The following is a 20,901-nucleotide window of genomic DNA, read 5'->3' on the forward strand; positions in this document are numbered from 1 at the left end:
TGCAGTTTCTGTCCGTGGATGTAATCAATTGTAATTGAATGGTTTTGATTGTAGTGGTTTGCCGGGAATGAACGGGCGGTCTTCCCTGCCGAATTGTAATGGATCAGGAATCAGGTAGTTTGCATGCAGAATGCTCACAAGGATTTTGTTTTCTCTGGGTGCAATGTTATTCATTGCCGTCTCCGGCTGTTGCAGGTTGAATCGTTTCAACCTGGTTAAATAGTTGTACATATCAGATATTGGAGTGATTGCAGATATTGTGCGGGTATGATCCGTATCTGGATTGGTTTTTTGTAAGAATAAAATGAATTGTGCATGAAAGGTTTTTTATACCATATGAACCCGTTACTTGATTTTTCCGGCTTGCCTCGTTTTACGGAAATCCGTTCCAAGCACGTTGCTCCAGCACTGGATCAGTTGTTAATGGAAAATTACGCATTGATCGAGCGATTGCTGGCCGATGCTTCTGTCCCTACCTGGAATAATTTCATACAGCCATTAACGGATGCCAATGAGCGCTTGTCGCGATTATGGGGCCAGGTTTCGCATTTGAATGCGGTATTGAATTCCACCCCATTGCGTGAGGTATATAACGCCAACTTGCCCAGAGTTTCGCAGTATTACGCCGGACTGGCGCAGAATCTGGCGCTGTTCCAGAAAATGAAAGCGATACGTGCAAGTGCAGAATTCGGGACTTTAGGTGTGCCGCGCCAGAAAATTATTGAAAATCAGCTGCGTGACTTTCGCCTTGGAGGCGCAGAGTTGCCGCAAGCGGAAAAGGCACGCTTTCTCGCCATCCAGGAGGAGTTATCCACATTATGCTCCCGTTTTTCCGATAACCTGCTAGATGCCACGAATGCTTATACATGGCTTGTAGAGGATGAGGCGGAGTTGTCCGGCATGCCGGCAGATGAACGTCAGGCTGCTGCAGAAGCCGCGCAAGAAGAAGGAAAAACGGGTTGGTTGTTTACTCTGAAGGCCCCGTCCTATGGTCCCCTTATGCAGTATGCGGACAATCGCGCGTTACGCAAGCGCATGTATGTTGCCTACAGCACTCGTGCCAGCGAGCTTTCGCCAAATGCAGTGGTGGATGGTCAGTCCAGGCCGGAATGGGATAATGCGCCGCTGATGCAGCAGATTATGAAGTTGCGAGCTGAAGAGGCGCATCTGCTGGGATTTGCAAATTTTGCCGAACTGTCACTGGAAACCAAGATGGCCAGTACACCGCAACAGGTAAATGATTTTCTGCGTAAGCTTGCGCAACGCGCCCGACCTTTTGCCGAGAGAGATCTGGCGGAGTTACGTGAATTTACCCATGAATGCCTAGGCATAACCGATTTGCAGACATGGGATATCAGTTATGCGAGCGAGCATTTGCGCCGGCAGCGGTATGCTTTTTCCGAGCAGGAGGTAAAACAATACTTTCCTGAAGATAAAGTATTGGAAGGGATGTTCAAGCTGGTCGAATCACTCTTTGGCTTGCATGTCCGGTCTGCACCTGCGCCGTTATGGCACATGACAGTCAGCTTTTATGAAATCCTGGACAGCGAAGGCAGGCTGGTTGGTCAGTTCTATCTTGATCTATACGCACGCAGCAACAAACGTGGAGGCGCATGGATGGATGATGCCATTACTCGCCGTCGCACTGCGGTTGGCATACAGACTCCCGTAGCTTATCTGAATTGTAATTTTGCTCCACCAGTGGGAGACAGACAAGCGTACTTTACTCATGATGAAGTGATTACCCTGTTCCATGAATTTGGTCATGGGTTGCATCATATGCTGACGCAGGTCGAAGATCTCGGTGTATCGGGTATCAACGGGGTCGAATGGGATGCAGTGGAATTGCCCAGCCAGCTTATGGAAAATTTCTGCTGGGAGTGGGAGGTTTTGCAGGATTTGACGAGGCATGTTGATACCGGGAAAAAATTACCGAGGGGGTTGTTTGACAAGATGCTTGCGGCAAAAAATTTTCAGAGTGGCTTGCAAACTTTGCGCCAGATAGAGTTTTCTTTGTTTGACATGCGTCTGCACAGCGATTTTGATCCAGATGGTGCACAAACTATCCAGCAACTTCTGGACGAAGTACGCAGTGAAGTGGCGGTATTGATACCACCGGCTTTCAATCGGTTTCCCAATAGTTTTTCTCATATTTTTTCCGGTGGTTATGCAGCAGGTTATTATAGTTACAAGTGGGCGGAAGTGTTGTCTGCAGATGCGTATAGCCTGTTTGAGGAAAGCGGGGTCCTAAATCTTGCGGTAGGCCTCCGCTTTCGCGATGAAGTGTTGGCGGTGGGAGGAAGTCGTGATGCAATGCAATCTTTCGTGTCATTCAGGGGACGCGAACCGAAAATTGATGCTCTGTTGAGGCACAGTGGCTTGCTGGTGGAAAATCTTCCCTTGGCTGGCTTGAGCTGAACCAGATCCATGAGGTCCGGAAAATTCTGTAATAAAAATTTTCTGCAGGATGGAGCGGATGTATGAAGCTTGCAACATGGAATGTAAATTCATTGAAGGTGCGCCTGCCGCATGCGCTGGACTGGTTGGAAGCAAACCAGCCGGATGTGTTGTGTTTGCAAGAGACCAAGCAGGAGGACAGTAAGTTTCCCCTGTCAGAACTGCAGCAGGCAGGATATCAGGCTGTGTTCAGCGGGCAAAGAACATATAACGGGGTGGCTATCATCAGCAAAGCAGTTCTTGAGGATGTAATGTGTGGCATACCTGATTTCCCAGACGAACAGCGCCGCGTGATCGCGGCAACGCTGAACGGCGTACGGGTAGTCTGTATTTATGCCCCGAATGGCCAAAGTGTGGGTTCGGAAAAATATCAGTACAAGCTGAGCTGGTATCTTGCCCTGCGGAAGTGGCTAAAGAACGAGCTGGTGTGCTATCCAAGGCTTGCGCTGCTTGGTGATTTCAACATTGCGCCTGAAGACCGGGATGTGCATGATCCCAAGGCATGGGAAGGAAATGTACTGGTGAGTGAACCGGAGCGTGCTGAATTCAGGGAGCTCGAACAGTTGGGGCTGAGAGACAGCTTTCGTCTTTTCGAGCAGCCGGAGAAATCCTATAGCTGGTGGGATTACCGCATGATGGCTTTTCGGCGCAACATGGGGCTGCGCATCGACCATATTTTATTGAGTGAGGTGCTGATTCCAGTCTGTACCGATTGCACCATAGACCGTGCGCCGCGCAAGCTGGAGCGCCCTTCAGACCATACTCCGGTGGTGGCGAATATTGTAATTTAGATTTTTGAGAAAGAGTCTATACCTCGGGTTATCAATGAGAATGTAATGATACATTGATTTTTATAGACTATTTTCTGATTCATCTGTGTTATCCAGACCGGCGAGTACCATTTCTGCTGCACGCAGCACAGCGCGCGCCTTGTTCTGCGTCTCGGTCCATTCGCTGTCCGGTACCGAGTCTGCCACCAGGCCGCCCCCGGACTGAACATAGAGGACGCCTGACTTGATCACTGCGGTACGGATTGCGATGGCAAGATCCATGTCTCCGTTGAAAGCGAGGTAGCCGACCGCTCCCGCATAGATGCCGCGTTTAGAAGGTTCCAGTTCATCAATAACTTCCATTGCGCGTATCTTGCTGGCGCCGCTTACCGTACCGGCAGGAAAAGTCGCTTTTAATACCTCAATGGCATCCAGTCCGGGTTTAAGTGTCCCTTCGACGTTCGATACGATGTGCATCACATGTGAATATTTCTCAATAACCATTTTTTCGGTGAGCCGTACAGTTCCATGCTGTGCGACACGCCCAACGTCATTTCGCCCCAGATCAATGAGCATCAGGTGTTCTGCCAATTCTTTAGGGTCGGCCAGAAGTTCCTGCGCCAGTTCTGCGTCCTGTTGTGGCGTCTTGCCGCGTGGACGGGTACCGGCAATGGGACGCACGGTGACGCTGTTTCCTTCCAGGCGTACCAGAATTTCCGGTGAAGCACCAACCACATGGTGGTCGCCCATGTCGTAATAGAACATATATGGCGAAGGGTTTATGGAACGCAGCGCCCGGTAAAGGTTGAGAGGGGATGCTGGGAATGGCTGGCTCATGCGTTGTGAAGGTACAACCTGCATGATGTCGCCTTCAAGTATGTAGTGCTTGGCTTTTTCTACCGCTTTTTTATAGGCATCCTCTCCGAATTCCGATACTGCTTGCTGGGGTGGGAATTGCGGGGCATTCGGGATGGCCACAGGCTGGCGCAGCAATAAGGCCAGTTCTCGCAGGCGCTGACGAGCCAGATCATAGGCATCTTGCAGTTCCGGGTTGGCATATACGATGAAGGTGAGTTTTCCGGATAGGTTATCCACTACCGCCAGTTGTTCGGTGAGCATCAGCAGGATATCCGGCGTGCCGAGTATGTCAGGTTTTTGTGATTTGGCCAGGCGTGGCTCGATATAGCGTATGGTTTCATACCCGAAATAGCCTGCTAGCCCGCCAGTAAAGCGGGGCAGTTCAGAGAGAGGGGCAACCTTGAAACGTGATCGGTAATCCTTGATGAAATCGAGTGGATTGTCTGCATGAATAGTGGTGTCGCCTGCCGGGCCATGGATCGTGACCTGTGTACCACGCACAGATATGTGCGTATCGGCGGGCAGGCCAATGAAGGAATACCGGCCGAAGCGTTCGCCGCCCTGTACTGACTCCAGCAGATAGGAATAGGGTTTATTGGCGAGCTTGAGATAAAGTGACAGCGGTGTGTCCAAATCTGCAAATGTTTCGGAAACCAAAGGGATGCGGTTATATCCCTGCTTGGCAAGGTGATCGAAGAGTTGCTTTGAGATTGGATTTAACACGAATTGCTCCTGGTTCAAGAAATAGGAAAAAGGCTGTCCTATGATGAATGCAGTCCTGATTCAGAGGTGGCGATCATCTTTGTTATGATAGAAGCCTTCAATCAGATTTTGAAATTTTCGTGTGTCATCGGGTTATGCTTTTTGAATTAACTTCATGGCATCTGGAAGTGTGTCAATTACCGCGTCAAGATCAAGGGTGTCCACTGGTTCTCCATGATTGTATCCGTAGGGCACACAAATAACCGGACAACCTGCTGCGCGTGCAGCAACTGTGTCATTGAGCGAATCGCCAATCAGCAAAACCTGCTCAACGGGAACGCGGAAGAACTGGGCTGCATGCAGCAATGGCATCGGGTGTGGTTTTTTCTCCGGCAGGCTATCACCAGAAAGTACAAGCTCGAAATAATGTGCAAGCCCTGTACCTTCAAGCAGGGGTTCGGTAAATGATTTCAACTTGTTGGTAATGCACCCTAGATGGAATTTGGCTGCCCTCATGGCGTCAAGTCCAGCAATGACCCCGTCGAATGGTTTGCTTTGCAAGAGCAGTTCATGATAATGCCGTTCAAAAATCGGGAGTGCCTGGTTAAACAATCCAGCGTCCGGTTCAGCATGCATATCGCCGGTCAGAGCACGTTTAACCAGCCAGCTTACGCCGTTGCCGATATAGCTAACCAGCAGGTCTTGTGAAACGGCAGGGCGTCCCATTTCATCCAGCATGCGATTGGCTGCAGCAGCCAGTTCAGGAGCGGTGTGAAGCAATGTGCCATCCAGATCTATCAGAATGGCGGAAATGCTGAGTGGGAAATTTGTGTGTGACATTATTTGCCTGCTTTAGCCAGCTCGGAGCGCAGAGCGGCGATGATGGAGTCGTAGCGGTGTGGGTCGGTATCTTTGCCAGCTCCATATACAGCAGAGCCAGCTACGAAAGTATCGCAACCTGCCTTAGCGATTTCTGCAATATTGTTCGTGTTTACGCCGCCGTCGATTTCCAGCATGATGTCCCGTCCGCTTTCATTTATTTTTTGTCGAGCACTACGCAGTTTATCCAGTGCGCTAGGAATAAATTTCTGTCCGCCAAAGCCGGGGTTAACGGACATGATCAGAATTAGGTCGATTTTATCCATGACATGGTCAAGATAGCTCAGGGGGGTGCTGGGATTGAAGACCAGTCCGGCCTTGCATCCATGCTCCTGGATCAGACCGATCGTGCGGTCGACGTGTTCAGATGCTTCGGGGTGGAAAGAGATGATGTTGGCACCGGCCTTTGCAAAATCCGGAATGATGCGATCCACTGGTTTGACCATCAGGTGTACATCGATTGGTGCTTGGGTAACTGGGCGTATGGCGGAGCAGACCAGCGGACCAATGGTCAAATTAGGTACATAATGGTTGTCCATTACATCGAAGTGGATGATGTCCGCGCCGGAAGCAATGACATTGGCTACTTCTTCACCGAGTTTGGCAAAGTTGGCGGAGAGAATGCTGGGTGCAATTTTGTACATGGAGAAGCCTTTGACTAGTTTAACTTTTAAATTGCGCATTCTACCCGAAACTTTGCCCATGATTACATTCAATGACATTCAGGTCGCTACTTTTATCACGTCATGAGCTGTTCCCGTCATAGAATCTTGAAGTAAACATTGGATTGATAGTTTTCGTGATGGGGAAGAGTATTTTCAATTCCGTGGATTGCTGGCTGTCAATGGACGGACAAAAAATCGCTCCCGACCTCATGATTCGTTTTGATATGTTCCTCCATATCGCTGCAGCAACTTGAGCATGGCTGCAGTTTTGTCCAAGGTTTCCTGATATTCTTCATCAGTGCGCGAATCGGCAATGATGCCTCCGCCTGCCCAGAACTGAATTTCGTTATTGGCAAATACCAGTGTACGAATAGTAATATTGCTATCCATATTGCCGTCGAATCCGACGTATCCAATTGCACCGCAATATATTCCGCGTCTATGTGGTTCGATTTCTTCGATTATTTGCATTGCACGTTGTTTGGGGGCACCTGTTACAGAACCTCCCGGAAAGCAGTCTTGCAGCAGTGCTAGCGCATCACGTCCTGGTGCAAGCTGGCCGGTTATGGTGCTGACCAAATGGTGTACTTGGGCAAATTCTGTTACTTTGAATAGCTTGGGTACTTGGATTGAACCATAGTTGCAACATTTACCCAGATCGTTTCGCAGTAAATCAACAATCATTAGATTTTCGGCACGATCTTTCGCGCTCTGGCCGAGTGCTTCTGCCACTTTTTTGTCTTCGACCGGATCATGAATGGCGCGTGCACGTGTTCCTTTGATGGGACTGGTTTGAACTTTCCCAGCTTGAATTTGCAAAAATTGTTCCGGAGAAGCGCATAGAATTTGTACTTGTGGGAAATTAAGAAATGCAGCATAAGGAGCGGGACTTAATTGTCGCAAATCCAGGTATGCGGCGAAAGAATTCCCAGAAGCAGGTGCGGCAAACCGCTGTGCAAGGTTTACTTGGTAACAGTCGCCTGTATATAGATAGCGTTGTACAGTTTTAAATGCAGATTCATATTTTGTGCGGCTAAGGTTTGACTGGATTTCTCCATGCACTTTGAATTTTTCTTTGGGCATGGGGCGGTTTTGCTGGAGCCGTGCAAGTATTTGGGGTAAAACTTTTTCCGTAGTTGGATCGCGTTGCTGCGATACCAGATGTGCACTTTTTTCCAGGTGATCCAGAACAATTGCCCAGTCATATATGCCAGTCATCATGTCTGGAAGGCATTCCTGATTTTGTGTCTGGGCAGGCAGATGAATCATTCGCCGCGCCAGATCGTAGCCCCAATACCCTAATGCACCACCTGTAAAGGGGAAGCCTGGTATAGCCGCGATGGGAGTGCCCAGTTCTTGGCGCAAAAGTTCGAACGGGTCAGACACTGAGTGTTGCACATTGGTTGTCTTTGCAATTTCGGTACATGGACCACAGGTGACCAAGGTTGTGACTGGCTGCGCGCACAGAATATCGAAGCGTCCGTTTCCGCAGCTATCAAGCCATGCTGCCCAAGGTAAATCTGCTATGGCCCTGTAGTATGGGGTGGCATCCTGTGCATAGGGAAGTGGAGAACAGTAGAACATTCTAGGTGCTGTATATTTGATGGAATAACTATCTGTCCTTTCTGATTAGCGCAGTTTGAAAAGTCAGATACGAAATTTAAATTTACTCAAATAATAAAGTTGGGAATGAGATATTGATTTCTGGAAGAAGGCTGGTACATTCAGCAGTGGGGTGGTGTGAATATAGATTATTCGGAAATTCCGCTCCATGAACGGTTTTCTGATGACGTCAGGCTGTCGGCTATAGCGGCAGTTTAGTTTGCGCTCTAAACACTGCAGATTAAATCAGGATTGCGAAAGTGGAATTTTTTCTAATCTAAATTAGCTATTTCCCGTCTGTTTTTTAGTTTGTACGGGTAATTATCTAGGTGGAAAGTAGGTGCTATGCTCCACGGAGGGTAAGCTTCAAGAATTCAGGAAACTCCGCGGGTGAGAATTTCAACCCCAACTTTCCCTTCACTGATTTCACGCAGGGCGATTACCGTTGGTTTGTCCTTGCATTGCTCTACAAGATAGCTAGCACCGTTTGCCAACTGGCGTGCGCGATAGGCAGCAGCCAGTGTGAGTTCAAATCGGTTTGGAATGTTAATCAGGCAGTCATCCATTGTTATACGTGCCATGGGTCTTTTGCTCCTTATTGCAGTTGATCTATTAGTGTGTGTTGGCGTGCTAGTTGCCTGTCGCGCCGAAGCCCTGTGGCAACGACAACAGCATTTAACTGCTGCAGGGCAATTTCCAGTTGATCGTTAATAATAACATAATCAAACTCTCCGACGTGCGCAATGTCTTCTTTTGCGGCGTTAAGGCGTTGCATGATTACATAGGGTTCATCCTGCCCACGAGCTTGCAAACGACTCTCCAGTGCCTTCAGGGATGGAGGGAGGATAAAAATGCTGATGCAATCCGAAAATGCAAGTCGTATTTGCGCAGCGCCCTGCCAATCAATTTCCAGTAAGATGTCATTTCCTTTCGAAATCTCTGTCTCGATCCATGATTTTGATGTCCCATAAAGATTGCCATATACTTCCGCGTATTCCAGAAAATCCCCATGTTTTTGCATGGCCAGGAAATTTGCATGGTCGATGAAGTGATAGTCTTTTCCCTCGGTTTCGCCGGGACGCGGTGTTCGTGTAGTATAGGAAACGGACAATTTAATTTCCTGGTTGCAGGCTAGCAGCGCATGAACCAGGCTGGTTTTCCCGGCTCCGGAAGGCGCGCTGACGATGAAAAGGTTTCCCTGCATATTATTCTTTAAATCCGATAGTTTTATTAAAAGCCGGATGACAATTAAATCCCAAAGCATGCCTGTATGCTTTGACGTGTTAATTTTACCATCATTGCAGTAAAGTCAAAAATAACTCCATATTTGTTAATGTCCTGAAGTCCGTGTATTGGCCCTTCAAGCTGAAGTGCTGCAATTGCATTTAGTAGTGAATGGGCCGATTGTTTTCCTGTGGCACCCGGTGCTTGGTTATATCTGATGCAGCAGGCATGTGACAACCCAGAATAATATCTGGGTAAAGGTTTATGGTTGCCGTGCGGTCGTAGACAGGGTAATATTCCCGCCCTTTCGCCTTGTTTTTTGCAGGTACAGCAATGCAGGAATAGCGTTGTGGCGGAGTGCCGCCACATTAGATTAATTTTGGGTTAATGATTTTTAATGAGGAACAGTGTGAGTCATTCTTCGTTGCCGGTCCAGCAGGGGCTATATGACCCGCGCCATGAGCATGATGCTTGTGGGGTGGGATTTGTGGCGCATATCAAGGGGAAGCGGAGCCATGAAATAGTAAATCAAGGCCTGCAAATTTTGGAAAATCTTACCCATCGAGGTGCCGTAGGCGCAGATCCACTGGCTGGTGATGGTGCGGGCATTCTTATCCAGATCCCTGATGCATTTTTGCGTAAATCCTGCGTAGAACAGGGAATGGAGTTGCCAACGGCGGGCGAATATGGGGTTGGCATGTTGTTTCTGCCGCGTGATATGCAGGCACGTGCATCCTGCGAGCAGATGATCGCTAGCAAGGTTGTGGAAGAAGGTCAGGTTTTGTTAGGCTGGCGAGACGTCCCGGTGGACAACTCTGGCTTGGGTGAAAGTGTCAGGGCAGTGGAGCCTGTGGTACGCCAGATATTCATAGGGCGCGGCAGGGATTGCGAGGATGCCGCCTGTTTCGAACGCAAGCTGTTCGTTATCCGCAAGGTGGTTGAGCATGCCGTACGTGGGTTGCCAAACGAGCAGGGGCGAGGTTTTTATATTCCATCCCTTTCTGCCAATACAATTGTCTACAAGGGCATGCTGTTGGCGGATCAGGTTGGCAAATATTATCTGGATTTGCAGGATGAGAGTTTGATTAGCGCATTGGCGCTGGTTCACCAGAGGTTTTCCACGAATACCTTTCCTTCATGGGATCTGGCACATCCATTTCGCATGATTGCACACAATGGTGAAATCAACACGCTGCGTGGAAATGTGAACTGGATGACGGCGCGTCACGCCGCCATGTCCTCCAGTTTGCTGGGTCAGGACTTGGAAAAGTTGTGGCCGCTAATTCAGGAAGGGCAATCCGATTCTGCCTGTTTTGATAATGCCTTGGAATTGCTGGTGGCTGGCGGCTATTCGCTGCCTCACGCGATGATGCTGTTAATTCCAGAGGCATGGGCAGGGAACCCATTAATGGATGAAGAGCGTCGCGCTTTCTATGAATATCATGCAGCATTAATGGAGCCATGGGATGGACCAGCCGCAGTGGCGTTTACGGATGGCCGCATGATTGGAGCCACGCTGGACCGAAATGGATTGCGCCCGGCCCGTTATCTTATAACTGAGGATGATTTGGTGCTAATGGCCTCCGAAATGGGGGTGCTGGATGTTCCCCAAAGTAAGATCGTGAAAAAATGGCGGCTGCAACCTGGCAAAATGTTTCTTATCGACATGCAGGTCGGACGCATAATAGACGACGCTGAATTGAAGCTTCAGCTGGCTACTGCCAAACCGTACCGTGAATGGATCAGAAAATCACGTTATTTTCTTGCCGATTTGCCAAGTTCCGACATAAAGGCTGCTGACAAGGATATTCCCGTAGGCGACAGCCTTCTGGACATCCAACAGGCATTTGGTTACTCGCAGGAAGACATCAAATTCATACTGGCGCCCATGGCTGCCGCCGGGGAAGAGGCAACGGGTTCTATGGGGAATGATGCTGCCCTGCCTGTTTTGTCAGACAAGAATAAAGGTCTGTACAATTATTTCAAGCAGCTTTTTGCTCAGGTGACCAATCCGCCGATAGACCCGATCCGAGAAGAAATCGTAATGTCGCTTACTTCGTTTATTGGACCAAAACCCAATTTGCTCGGTATCGATGAAATGGACCCACCGCTTCGCCTTGAGGTTCCACAACCGGTTTTGTCCAATGCAGATTTATCCAAGCTTTGTGAAATCAGCGCTTTAACCAAGGGGCAGTACAAGGCGAGGGTATTGGATATCACCTATCCTGCTAGCGAAGGGGCAGCTGGGTGTGAGGGTGCCATCCATACGTTGAGAGCCTCTGCCGATCAGGCGGTCGCAGATGGATTCAATGTGCTGATTTTATCGGATCGCAGGGTTACATCTGCGCGTGTGGCGATCCCGGCTTTGCTTGCCTGTGCATCGGTGCACCACCATCTGGTTCGAGAGGGGCTGCGCACCAGCACCGGATTGGTGGTGGACACGGGCTCTGCGCGTGAAACACATCATTTCGCCTTGCTGGCCGGATATGGGGCCGAGGCGGTATGTCCGTGGCTTGCTTTTGAGACAATCGCTAATATGAGCAGTGACTTGCCTGCAGGTTTATCAGTTAAGGAAGCTGATAAGCGTTATATCAAGGCGGTAAACAAGGGGTTGCTCAAGGTAATGTCCAAAATGGGCATTTCGACTTACCAGTCTTATTGTGGTGCACAGATTTTTGAGGCGATCGGCCTGAATGCGGATTTCGTTTCACAGTATTTCACTGGCACCGCCACACAGATTGAAGGTATTGGTTTGCGTGAGGTGGCTGAAGAGGCGTTGCGTATTCATCAGAGCGCTTTTGGCAACGACCCTGTGTTGTCCAATGCGCTAGAAGCAGGAGGAGAATATGCATTTCGAGTGCGTGGTGAAGAGCATATGTGGACGCCGGATGTTATTGCCAGGCTACAGCATGCCACGCGCAGTAACAACGCGCAGACTTATCGGGAATATGCGAATCTGATTAATGATCAGACACGGCATATGAAAACTTTGCGTGGATTGTTTGAAATCAAGCCGGCTGGGCCGCCAGTGCCGTTGGAAGAAGTTGAACCTGCAAAGGAAATTGTTAAGCGTTTTGTTACCGGCGCAATGTCGCTTGGCTCCATTTCTACAGAGGCACACACCGTTTTGGCCATTGCAATGAACCGGATTGGTGGTAAATCCAACACAGGGGAGGGAGGAGAAGACCCTGCCCGCTTCCTCCCCATTAAAGGTGGAGAGAAACTATCTGAGATCATAGGAAAGGGGCGCATTGAATCCGATTTGTCGTTGTTGCCGGGCGATTCATTGCGTTCCAGGATAAAACAGGTGGCCTCCGGGCGCTTTGGGGTGACAGCTGAATATTTGACCAGTGCTGACCAGATTCAGATCAAGATGGCGCAAGGTGCGAAGCCAGGGGAAGGCGGGCAGTTACCTGGGCATAAGGTATCGGAATATATTGCCAAGCTGCGTTATTCGATACCCGGTGTAGGGTTGATCTCACCACCGCCACATCACGATATATATTCCATTGAAGACTTGGCGCAGTTAATTCATGACCTGAAGAATGCCAATCCGCAGGCTTCAATTTCGGTAAAACTGGTTTCGGAAGTGGGGGTGGGCACAGTTGCAGCAGGAGTAGCCAAAGCCAAAGCGGATCATATAACCGTAGCGGGTCATGATGGCGGTACGGGCGCTTCGCCATTGTCTTCCATTAAACACGCGGGTACTCCGTGGGAACTCGGGCTGGCAGAAGCCCAGCAAACCTTGGTATTGAATCGGTTGCGTGGACGTGTGGTTTTGCAGGTGGACGGGCAGTTGAAAACCGGGCGGGATGTATTAATTGGTGCTTTGCTGGGGGCGGACGAGTTTGGTTTTGCTACGGCGCCTCTGGTGGTTGAAGGTTGTATCATGATGCGTAAATGCCATCTTAATACCTGTCCGGTTGGCGTGGCTACGCAGGATCCACTGCTGCGGAAGAAATTCACGGGCCAGCCAGAGCATGTGGTGAATTATTTCTTCTTTGTGGCGGAAGAGATCCGTGCATACATGGCGGCGATTGGCATTCGAAGGTTTGATGATTTGATCGGACGCAGCGATTTGCTCAATACAAATCCTGCGATTGCCCATTGGAAAGCCAAGGGGTTGGACTTCAGCAGGATTTTCTATCAGCCGGATGTGCCTCCAAGTGTGTCGCGGCGCCGTGCAGAGGAACAGGATCATGGTTTGGCTGATGCTTTGGATCACCGGCTAATTGACGAAGCAATGCCAGCACTGGAAAAACGGCTTCCGGTGACTATTGAAGCCCGTATTTGCAATGTTAACCGTACTGCTGGCGCAATGCTTTCGCATGAGGTGGCAAGGCGTTATGGTCAGGCGGGGTTGCCAGACGACACGATCAGGGTGAAATTCAGGGGTACGGCAGGGCAGAGTTTTGGAGCTTTTCTTGTGCATGGTGTGACTTTCGAGCTGACAGGAGAGGGAAATGATTATGTCGGAAAGGGGTTGTGCGGCGGGCGTATAACGGTACTGCCACCAGAGGAATGTCACATAGTTGCCGAAGAAAATATTATCGTTGGTAATACCGTTCTGTACGGTGCTACCAGCGGAGAATGCTATTTCCGCGGGGTGGCAGGCGAGCGTTTCGCAGTGCGTAACTCAGGTGCAATTGCAGTAGTAGAAGGTTTGGGCGATCACGGTTGTGAGTATATGACCGGTGGAGTAGTAGTAGTGCTGGGGAAGACAGGACGCAATTTTGCTGCAGGCATGTCTGGGGGTGTTGCTTATGTGCTGGATGAGGAGGGCTGCTTTGAGAGCAGATGTAATCTGGCGATGGTGCAACTGGAGCCCATTCCAGAGGAGGCTGCCGCGAGCGAACTGGGGGAAGTTGAAATGCATGGACGAGTGCATTTCAATCATCTCGGTAAGGCGGATGAACAGGTCCTGTTCGGTATGGTGACTGCGCATCTGCGTTATACCGAAAGTGTTCGCGCCCAAAAAATATTGAATAACTGGGCCTATTATTTGCCTAAGTTCGTCAAGGTCATGCCGACAGAATACCGCCGTGCACTGCAGGAAGTTGCGGCGCAGCAAAACAAGCAACTGGAGGTTGTTTAAATGGGTAAGATTACCGGGTTTATGGAATTTCGCCGCCTGAGCGAGCAGAGCTCTCCTGTTGTGGAACGTCTGAAAAACTATCAGGAATTTATGCCACGCCTGAATGATCAGGAAGCTTCCATTCAGGGTTCGCGCTGCATGGACTGCGGCATTCCATTTTGTACTACAGGCTGCCCAGTTAATAATATCATTCCGGACTGGAATGATCTGATTTATCGTAACCAGTGGAAATCCGCGCTGGATGTTCTGCATTCTACGAATAATTTCCCTGAGTTTACCGGGCGTATTTGCCCGGCACCCTGTGAGGCGGCCTGCACATTAAACATCAATGATGATGCGGTGGGTATTAAGTCGATTGAGCATGCCATTATTGATAAAGGCTGGGAGGAAGGCTGGGTAAAACCACAGCCTGCCAGGACAAAAACTGGCAAGCGGGTTGCGATTGTTGGTTCTGGTCCGGCTGGTCTGGCATGTGCGCAGCAGTTGGCACGCATAGGGCATGACGTAGTGGTGTTTGAGAAAAATGACCGGATTGGCGGTCTGCTGCGTTATGGTATTCCTGATTTTAAGCTTGAAAAATCCCATATTGATCGTCGTATTGATCAGATGCGTGCAGAAGGGGTGGAGTTTCTTGTTGGGCAAGATATTGGCCTGCATGTGCCGCCTCAGAAACTGCAGGATGAGTTTGATGCAGTGGTATTGGCTGGAGGGGCGGAGCAGCCCAGAGATCTTCCGGTTCCGGGTCGCAACCTGGATGGGGTGCATTTTGCAATGGATTTTTTGCCACAGCAAAATCGCGTGGTAGCCGGAGATGTTTTGTCTGAACAAATAAAGGCCACAGGTAAACATGTAGTGGTTATCGGCGGCGGGGACACTGGATCGGATTGCGTTGGGACTTCGAACCGGCAGGGAGCGATTTCAGTGACACAGTTTGAGGTTATGTCGCGCCCCCCGGAACAGGAGAACAAGTCCATGGTTTGGCCTTACTGGCCGATGAAGCTGCGCACCTCCAGTTCTCATGAAGAGGGATGTCAGCGGGACTGGGCTGTGGCAACTAAGGAATTAATCGGCAAGAATGGCAAGGTCGAAAAATTGCGTGCCGTACGTGTTGAATGGAAAGATGGAAAAATGCACGAAATCGCGGGGAGCGAATTTGAAATCAAGGCGGACCTCGTGCTGCTGGCGATGGGTTTTGTCAGCCCCGTGCAGAAAATTCTGGATGCATTTAGCATTGAGAAGGACGGCCGTGGAAATGCTCGTGCGGCTACGGATGGAGCAGGTTATTACCAGACATCGGTAGGTAAGATATTTGCTGCCGGTGATATGCGGCGCGGCCAATCCCTGGTTGTTTGGGCAATCCGTGAAGGCCGACAGGCCGCACGCGCAGTGGATGAGTATCTGATGGGTAGTTCCAGCCTGCCACTTTAAGGTTATGCTGGTTTGTCAATGGTCGGGATGCGGTTATCGGTGAGCCATCTGTGCTGGCTTTACATGCCATACAGTTCACTTGGTGATTCCTACTGGTATTGAATAGGCTTGCTGTTTGATTCTGCAACCATTTTTATATTTCATGGTTTAGTGGAGAATTTGCTAACTGATATTTCAGGACGCCATGAATTGCTGGTTCCTGGAGACTATCGGCATGTTCGTATGTTAGATGACTGTTACCCAGATGATCCGTCTTATTGCATGATCAGGCCATAACTGTCCGGTTTTTCTGACTAGGGGAACAATGAAGAATTAGGTCGTTTACACTTAATCTGGATAAATTACGAAGAGATCAATATGAATTTTAAGTTAAAAAACGACACCTTTCTGCGTGCCCTGCTTCGTCAGCCGACTGATTACACCCCGGTTTGGATGATGCGCCAAGCTGGACGGTATTTGCCGGAATACTGTGCAACGAGAAAGCGTGCGGGCAGCTTTATGGATTTATGTAAAAATCCTGATCTGGCGACAGAGGTGACATTGCAACCGTTAGATCGCTTTCCGCTGGATGCTGCCATCCTGTTTTCTGACATTCTTACCATACCGGATGCGATGGGACTTGGATTGTATTTCACCGAGGGGGAAGGACCCAGGTTTGCTCGTCCTTTGAGTGATGCTGCTGCCATTAAGGCTTTGAGAGCACCAGACATCGGCAAGGATCTACGTTATGTTACTGATACCGTGTCACAAATTCGCAAGGCTCTTAATGGCAAAGTGCCGTTGATCGGATTTTCTGGAAGTCCATGGACATTATCCTGTTACATGGTTGAAGGCGGAGGCAGCAGTGACTATGCACGGGTAAAGACGTTGATGTACAAGGAACCGAAGTTGATCCATCACATTTTGGGAATTACTGCAGGAGCAGTAACGCAATATCTGAATGCACAGATAGAAGCAGGTGCGCAGGCGGTAATGATTTTTGATTCATGGGGGGGGGTGCTATCGCACGCGGCTTACCACGAATTTTCCCTGCCGTATATGCAACAAATTGTCCAAGGACTAAAGCGGGAATATGATGGCACGGTTATACCTGTTATTGTATTTACTAAAGGCGGTGGCCTGTGGCTCGATAGCATTGCTGATATTGGATGCGATGCGGTAGGACTAGACTGGACTATTGACATTGGGGTAGCACGTCAGAAAGTAGGCCATAAGGTTGCGCTGCAAGGAAACCTGGATCCAGCCGTATTGTTTTCCACGCCAGAAGTAATTCGTGCCGAAACGGAACATGTTCTTGCCAGCTATGGTTATGGCAGTGGTCATGTGTTTAATCTGGGGCATGGAATTTCCCAGTTCACCAATGCAGATAATGCTGCTGTGCTTGTACAGGCTGTACATGAATTAAGCCGTAAATATCACTAGAGATCTTTGTTACTTCCGTCGAATTACAGGATCATTCTGAAAGTCAGGCGCAAGCCGGAATTTCTGGAGCAGGTTTCATTACATGACAATTGTTCGCGTCGCGTTAGATGTGCCATTGTCAAAATTATTTGACTACTCTCTGGATAATGGTACTGACATTGTTCCGGGGCAATTGGTATGGGTTCCATTTGGACGCAGAATCATGGCGGGAGTGGTAATGGAGTCTGTAACCGATTCGGTTTTTCCAGTGGAACGGATCAAGCCGGTGTTGAAGGTGGTGGATAATATTCCGCCTATGCCTGCAGATTTGCTTGGGTTGTTTCGTTTTTGCAGTGAGTATTACCATTATCCCCTAGGTGCTACAGTTTTGTCCGGTTTGCCGGCCCGTTTGCGTTCCTGTCATAAGGTTGTGCTCAAGGATTCGGTTCGGTATATGCTGAGCGATAGTGGACGCAACCTCGATATAAACTTTCTGCCCAAGCGCAGTGCAGTGCAGCGCCGAATATTTGCGGCCTTGCAGCTGGGCACGTTATCTCACGTGCAAGTGCGTGCATTATCTTCGCGTGGACCATCTGCCCTCAAGTCTTTGCAGGATGCAGGCTGGGTGAAGTCTTGTGTGATGCCGGAGATTCCAGGTCCACATATATTGAAAAACGCTCATGCGTTGACCTTGGAGCAACAGCAGGCAGTGGATGTGGTTAACGCAGTGCAATGTTTTGAATGTTTTTTGCTGCACGGAATTACCGGGAGCGGGAAGACAGAAATTTATGTGCATTTAATGCACCATATAGTACAGCGCAACGGGCAGGTGTTGCTTTTGGTACCTGAAATCAACCTTACCCCCCAGCTGGAAAGTTATTTTCGCGTCCGTTTGCCGGGGGTAGAGCTGGTAACTCTCCATAGTGGCCTAAGTGAAGGGGAACGCCTGCAGAACTGGCTTCGTGCGCAATCCGGTCAAGCACGCATCATACTTGGAACGCGCCTGGCAGTATTTGCTCCTGCGCCAAAACTTGCATTGCTGATTGTGGATGAGGAGCAGGATGCCTCCTTTAAGCAGCAGGATGGTTTGCGTTATTCGGCACGGGATGTGGCAGTTTTTCGCGCAAGTCAGTGCGGCGTGCCGGTTGTGCTGGGATCGGCCACTCCTTCGCTCGAGAGTTATTATAATGCACAGACCGGACGTTACCGGATGTTGCGTTTGACCCGGCGTGCGGTGGCGCAAGCCCAGTTGCCGATCATTCATTGCATTGACACCGGAAAAACTGTCTTTCGGCATGGCCTTAGTGAACCGCTTCTGGATGCTGTTGCAGAGAGGTTGCAGCGAAGGGAGCAAAGTCTGATCTTCATTAATCGGCGGGGGTATGCTCCTGTACTGATGTGTGGGGCATGCGGCTGGCTGTCAGGTTGTTCAAGTTGCGCAGGGAAATTGGTGCTGCATCTCAAGGATCGCCGGTTGCGCTGCCATCATTGTGGCTACCACGAGAGGGTTCCGCAAGCCTGCCCGTCCTGTGGCAATGCCGACTTGCTGCCGGTCGGCATTGGCACGCAGCGTGTAGAGAGTGCATTGCAAGATCATTTTCCTGATGCTCGCATTCTCCGGGTAGATCGCGACAGTACGCGTAATAAGGGAACATGGCAGGCTATTCGGCAGCAGATTCATCAAGATGCAGTGGACATTCTGGTAGGTACGCAAATGCTGGCGAAGGGGCACGATTTTCCTAACCTGACCTTAGTAGGGGTGCTTAGTCCGGATTCTGCTTTATATAGTAGTGATTTTCGTGCGTCAGAGAAACTTTTTGCCCAGCTTTCTCAGGTTGCAGGGCGCGCCGGCCGTTCAGGAAAACCAGGCGAAGTGTTACTTCAGACAGCATTTCCGGACCACCTATTGTTCAGTGCTTTGCGGGATCACGATTATGATGCGTGGGCAAAAAATCTGCTTGTGGAACGTCAATATGCCGGTTTCCCGCCATTCGTGTATCAGGCATTGCTACGTGCAGAAGCAAAACAGGAGACATGTCTGTATACTTTTCTACAACATGCGCGCGATGCTGGAATTAAGCTTGCCGGGCTGGTTGAAATTTATGGAGTAGTCCCTGCAGCTATGCCGCGTCGGTCGAGCCACTTTATAGCGCAATTACTGGTGCAAAGTGAAGCGCGTAAATCTTTACAGCATTTCTTGCGAGAATGGCTTCCTTTGGTACATGCTTTGCCTGCACGGAATTTGCGTTGGTCACTGGACATAGACCCGATAGATTTCTAAAAACCCATGTTATGGGAAGTCAGGGTATTTAGAAAGTAATTCGCTGAAAAAAATTATGTATTCAAGGGTTCAAAAAATCCTGTGGAATGTCGTTGGCCTGGACTATGTATTAAGTGGCGAGATGGCTGCCCCTTATTGCATAGATTGGCGTGGCCGTTATAGCGGTGATGCGCTGGCGGTAGTCTTGCCGGGTGATAAACAGCAGGTTGCTGCGGTGGTTGCGGCTTGCGCCGAGCATGGTCTCGCAATTGTTCCGCAAGGTGGTAATACCAGTTTGTGCGGGGGGGCAGTCCCTTTGCCCCATAGCCAGCAGATTGTAGTGAATTTGTCGCGCATGAACCGGATTTATGCGCTGGATACAGTTAACTACACGCTAACGGCAGAAGCGGGATGTTCTCTGGCCGCGATACGGAAAGCTGCGGAGCAGGCTAATCGTCTTTTCCCGCTTGGCCTCTCCGCCATCGCGGAATACTGCGAAATCGGCGGGAATATTTCCACCAATGCTGGTGGGGTTGGAGTGCTCCGTTATGGCAATATGCGCGATCTTGTTCTTGGTCTTGAAGTGGTTTTACCGGATGGCCGTATCTGGGATGGATTACGCAGACTGCGCAAAGATAATACTGGTTATGATTTGAAACAATTATTTATTGGGGCAGAAGGTACGCTTGGCATTATTACTGCTGCGGTACTGAAATTGTTTCCGCGACCACGATCGGTGGCTTCTGCGTGTGTGGCAGTGCGTGATCCTGCGGTAGCGGTTGGATTGCTTGCCTATTTACGGGAGAATTGTGGAGATAAAATAAGCGCTTTTGAAATTATTTCCAGCTCCTGTCTTGATCTGGTTTTACATCATATTTCAAATGCGCATGAACCTCTCTCACGACGCCATGATTGGATCGTGCTGATAGAGTTATCGGATGTGCTTCCGGTTTCATTGGACCTGTCTCTGAATTATGCGTTGCAAGGGTTTGGTGAAGGGATCCTTGAGTTTTCTGTTGATTCAAATGAGCGTGCGGCAAGCTGGTGGTATTTGCGGAAAAATATTAGCGAAGCACAAAAACTTGAAGGTTTTAGTGTTAAGCATGACGTTGCGGTGCCGCTCAGCCATGTGGCTGAATTTCTTACCCAGGCTAATTCAGCATTGCGTGCAGTATTCAATGGTGTGCGTATTGTTGCTTTTGGCCATATTGGTGATGGCAACATTCATTACAATGTTTCTATGCCGGACGCTGTCCGGAATTCTGTATTAATCGAAAAAAGCCAGCAGGTTAACCGGATTGTGTACGATATTGTGAATGGACTGGGCGGCAGCATCAGCGCCGAACATGGATTAGGACAGCTTAAGCGTAATGAGATATGCCAATACAAGGATGCAATCGAAATGGGATTGATGCGTAGCATCAAGTTCACGATCGACCCAGAAAATTTAATGAATCCAGGGAAGGTAATATAGGGTTTGAACTTGTTGATTGGGCGGTCGCGGCAATTGGGCCAGGTAGCAGTTTGTAAATCGGGTCAGAATCATTTAATTGATGGTTG

General features: G+C 49.4%; 13 protein-coding genes. 7 read left to right on the forward strand and 6 right to left on the reverse strand.

Going from position 1 to position 20,901, the window contains the following annotated elements; all coding sequences use genetic code 11:
• Nucleotides 1–336: 336 nt before the first annotated feature.
• Nucleotides 337–2,418 (forward strand): M3 family metallopeptidase, encoded by a 2,082-nt coding sequence (locus KJA68_RS05665; RefSeq protein WP_213036006.1) that lies wholly within the window; start codon nucleotides 337–339, stop codon nucleotides 2,416–2,418.
• Between the two features lie 62 nt (nucleotides 2,419–2,480).
• On the forward strand, nucleotides 2,481–3,248 hold the full coding sequence (gene xth / locus KJA68_RS05670; protein WP_213035963.1) for an exodeoxyribonuclease III: 768 nt from the start codon (nucleotides 2,481–2,483) through the stop codon (nucleotides 3,246–3,248).
• Between the two features lie 60 nt (nucleotides 3,249–3,308).
• Here the strand turns inward: xth and trpE are convergent, their stop codons facing one another.
• The 6 genes from trpE to gmk form a co-directional block, all read right to left on the reverse strand.
• Nucleotides 3,309–4,808 carry an anthranilate synthase component I gene (trpE, locus tag KJA68_RS05675; protein ID WP_213035964.1) on the reverse strand — a complete coding sequence of 500 codons (1,500 nt, stop codon included), beginning with the start codon at nucleotides 4,806–4,808 and terminating at the stop codon, nucleotides 3,309–3,311.
• Nucleotides 4,809–4,940: 132 nt separating this feature from the next.
• A complete protein-coding gene (locus KJA68_RS05680; protein ID WP_213035965.1) occupies nucleotides 4,941–5,627 on the reverse strand; it encodes a phosphoglycolate phosphatase in 687 nt (228 codons plus the stop codon).
• Complete coding sequence (gene rpe, locus KJA68_RS05685) at nucleotides 5,627–6,310, reverse strand: ribulose-phosphate 3-epimerase (RefSeq protein ID WP_213036007.1); 684 nt, start codon at nucleotides 6,308–6,310, stop codon at nucleotides 5,627–5,629. Before rpe ends, KJA68_RS05680 begins: the two co-directional genes overlap by 1 nt.
• A gap of 228 nt (nucleotides 6,311–6,538) precedes the next feature.
• Nucleotides 6,539–7,915: an aminodeoxychorismate synthase component I gene (gene pabB, locus KJA68_RS05690; protein WP_213035966.1), complete on the reverse strand. Its 1,377-nt coding sequence runs from the start codon at nucleotides 7,913–7,915 to the stop codon at nucleotides 6,539–6,541.
• Nucleotides 7,916–8,307: 392 nt separating this feature from the next.
• Nucleotides 8,308–8,514, reverse strand: a complete 207-nt coding sequence (gene rpoZ / locus KJA68_RS05695) for a DNA-directed RNA polymerase subunit omega (protein ID WP_213035967.1) — start codon at nucleotides 8,512–8,514, stop codon at nucleotides 8,308–8,310.
• A 14-nt stretch (nucleotides 8,515–8,528) separates the two neighbouring features.
• Nucleotides 8,529–9,137 carry a guanylate kinase gene (gmk, locus tag KJA68_RS05700; protein WP_213036008.1) on the reverse strand — a complete coding sequence of 203 codons (609 nt, stop codon included), beginning with the start codon at nucleotides 9,135–9,137 and terminating at the stop codon, nucleotides 8,529–8,531.
• Between the two features lie 417 nt (nucleotides 9,138–9,554).
• Between gmk and KJA68_RS05705 the strand changes: the two genes are divergently transcribed.
• The 5 genes from KJA68_RS05705 to KJA68_RS05725 all read left to right on the forward strand — a co-directional run bounded on the left by KJA68_RS05705 (nucleotide 9,555) and on the right by KJA68_RS05725 (nucleotide 20,815).
• Nucleotides 9,555–14,252, forward strand: coding sequence for a glutamate synthase-related protein (locus KJA68_RS05705; RefSeq protein ID WP_213035968.1), 4,698 nt, complete (start codon nucleotides 9,555–9,557; stop codon nucleotides 14,250–14,252).
• Nucleotides 14,253–15,680: a glutamate synthase subunit beta gene (locus KJA68_RS05710; RefSeq protein WP_213035969.1), complete on the forward strand. Its 1,428-nt coding sequence runs from the start codon at nucleotides 14,253–14,255 to the stop codon at nucleotides 15,678–15,680.
• A 357-nt stretch (nucleotides 15,681–16,037) separates the two neighbouring features.
• A complete protein-coding gene (hemE, locus tag KJA68_RS05715; protein ID WP_213035970.1) occupies nucleotides 16,038–17,102 on the forward strand; it encodes a uroporphyrinogen decarboxylase in 1,065 nt (354 codons plus the stop codon).
• An 82-nt stretch (nucleotides 17,103–17,184) separates the two neighbouring features.
• Nucleotides 17,185–19,362, forward strand: coding sequence for a primosomal protein N' (locus KJA68_RS05720; protein ID WP_213035971.1), 2,178 nt, complete (start codon nucleotides 17,185–17,187; stop codon nucleotides 19,360–19,362).
• A 55-nt stretch (nucleotides 19,363–19,417) separates the two neighbouring features.
• Nucleotides 19,418–20,815 (forward strand): FAD-binding oxidoreductase, encoded by a 1,398-nt coding sequence (locus KJA68_RS05725; protein WP_213035972.1) that lies wholly within the window; start codon nucleotides 19,418–19,420, stop codon nucleotides 20,813–20,815.
• Nucleotides 20,816–20,901 lie beyond the last annotated feature (86 nt).

This window comes from Candidatus Nitrotoga fabula, from assembly GCF_905221025.1.
Lineage (GTDB): Bacteria > Pseudomonadota > Gammaproteobacteria > Burkholderiales > Gallionellaceae > Nitrotoga > Nitrotoga fabula.

What these genes read in the sequence shown, in the direction of transcription:
- KJA68_RS05705 (WP_213035968.1), top strand. Translation starts at nt 9,555, where the DNA reads ATGAGGAACAGTGTGAGTCATTCTTCGTTGCCGGTCCAGCAGGGGCTA.
- pabB (WP_213035966.1), bottom strand. Translation starts at nt 7,915, where the DNA reads ATGTTCTACTGTTCTCCACTTCCCTATGCACAGGATGCCACCCCATAC.
- rpoZ (WP_213035967.1), bottom strand. Translation starts at nt 8,514, where the DNA reads ATGGCACGTATAACAATGGATGACTGCCTGATTAACATTCCAAACCGA.
- KJA68_RS05710 (WP_213035969.1), top strand. Translation starts at nt 14,253, where the DNA reads ATGGGTAAGATTACCGGGTTTATGGAATTTCGCCGCCTGAGCGAGCAG.
- gmk (WP_213036008.1), bottom strand. Translation starts at nt 9,137, where the DNA reads ATGCAGGGAAACCTTTTCATCGTCAGCGCGCCTTCCGGAGCCGGGAAA.
- xth (WP_213035963.1), top strand. Translation starts at nt 2,481, where the DNA reads ATGAAGCTTGCAACATGGAATGTAAATTCATTGAAGGTGCGCCTGCCG.
- hemE (WP_213035970.1), top strand. Translation starts at nt 16,038, where the DNA reads ATGAATTTTAAGTTAAAAAACGACACCTTTCTGCGTGCCCTGCTTCGT.
- KJA68_RS05725 (WP_213035972.1), top strand. Translation starts at nt 19,418, where the DNA reads ATGTATTCAAGGGTTCAAAAAATCCTGTGGAATGTCGTTGGCCTGGAC.
- KJA68_RS05720 (WP_213035971.1), top strand. Translation starts at nt 17,185, where the DNA reads ATGACAATTGTTCGCGTCGCGTTAGATGTGCCATTGTCAAAATTATTT.
- rpe (WP_213036007.1), bottom strand. Translation starts at nt 6,310, where the DNA reads ATGTACAAAATTGCACCCAGCATTCTCTCCGCCAACTTTGCCAAACTC.
- KJA68_RS05680 (WP_213035965.1), bottom strand. Translation starts at nt 5,627, where the DNA reads ATGTCACACACAAATTTCCCACTCAGCATTTCCGCCATTCTGATAGAT.
- KJA68_RS05665 (WP_213036006.1), top strand. Translation starts at nt 337, where the DNA reads ATGAACCCGTTACTTGATTTTTCCGGCTTGCCTCGTTTTACGGAAATC.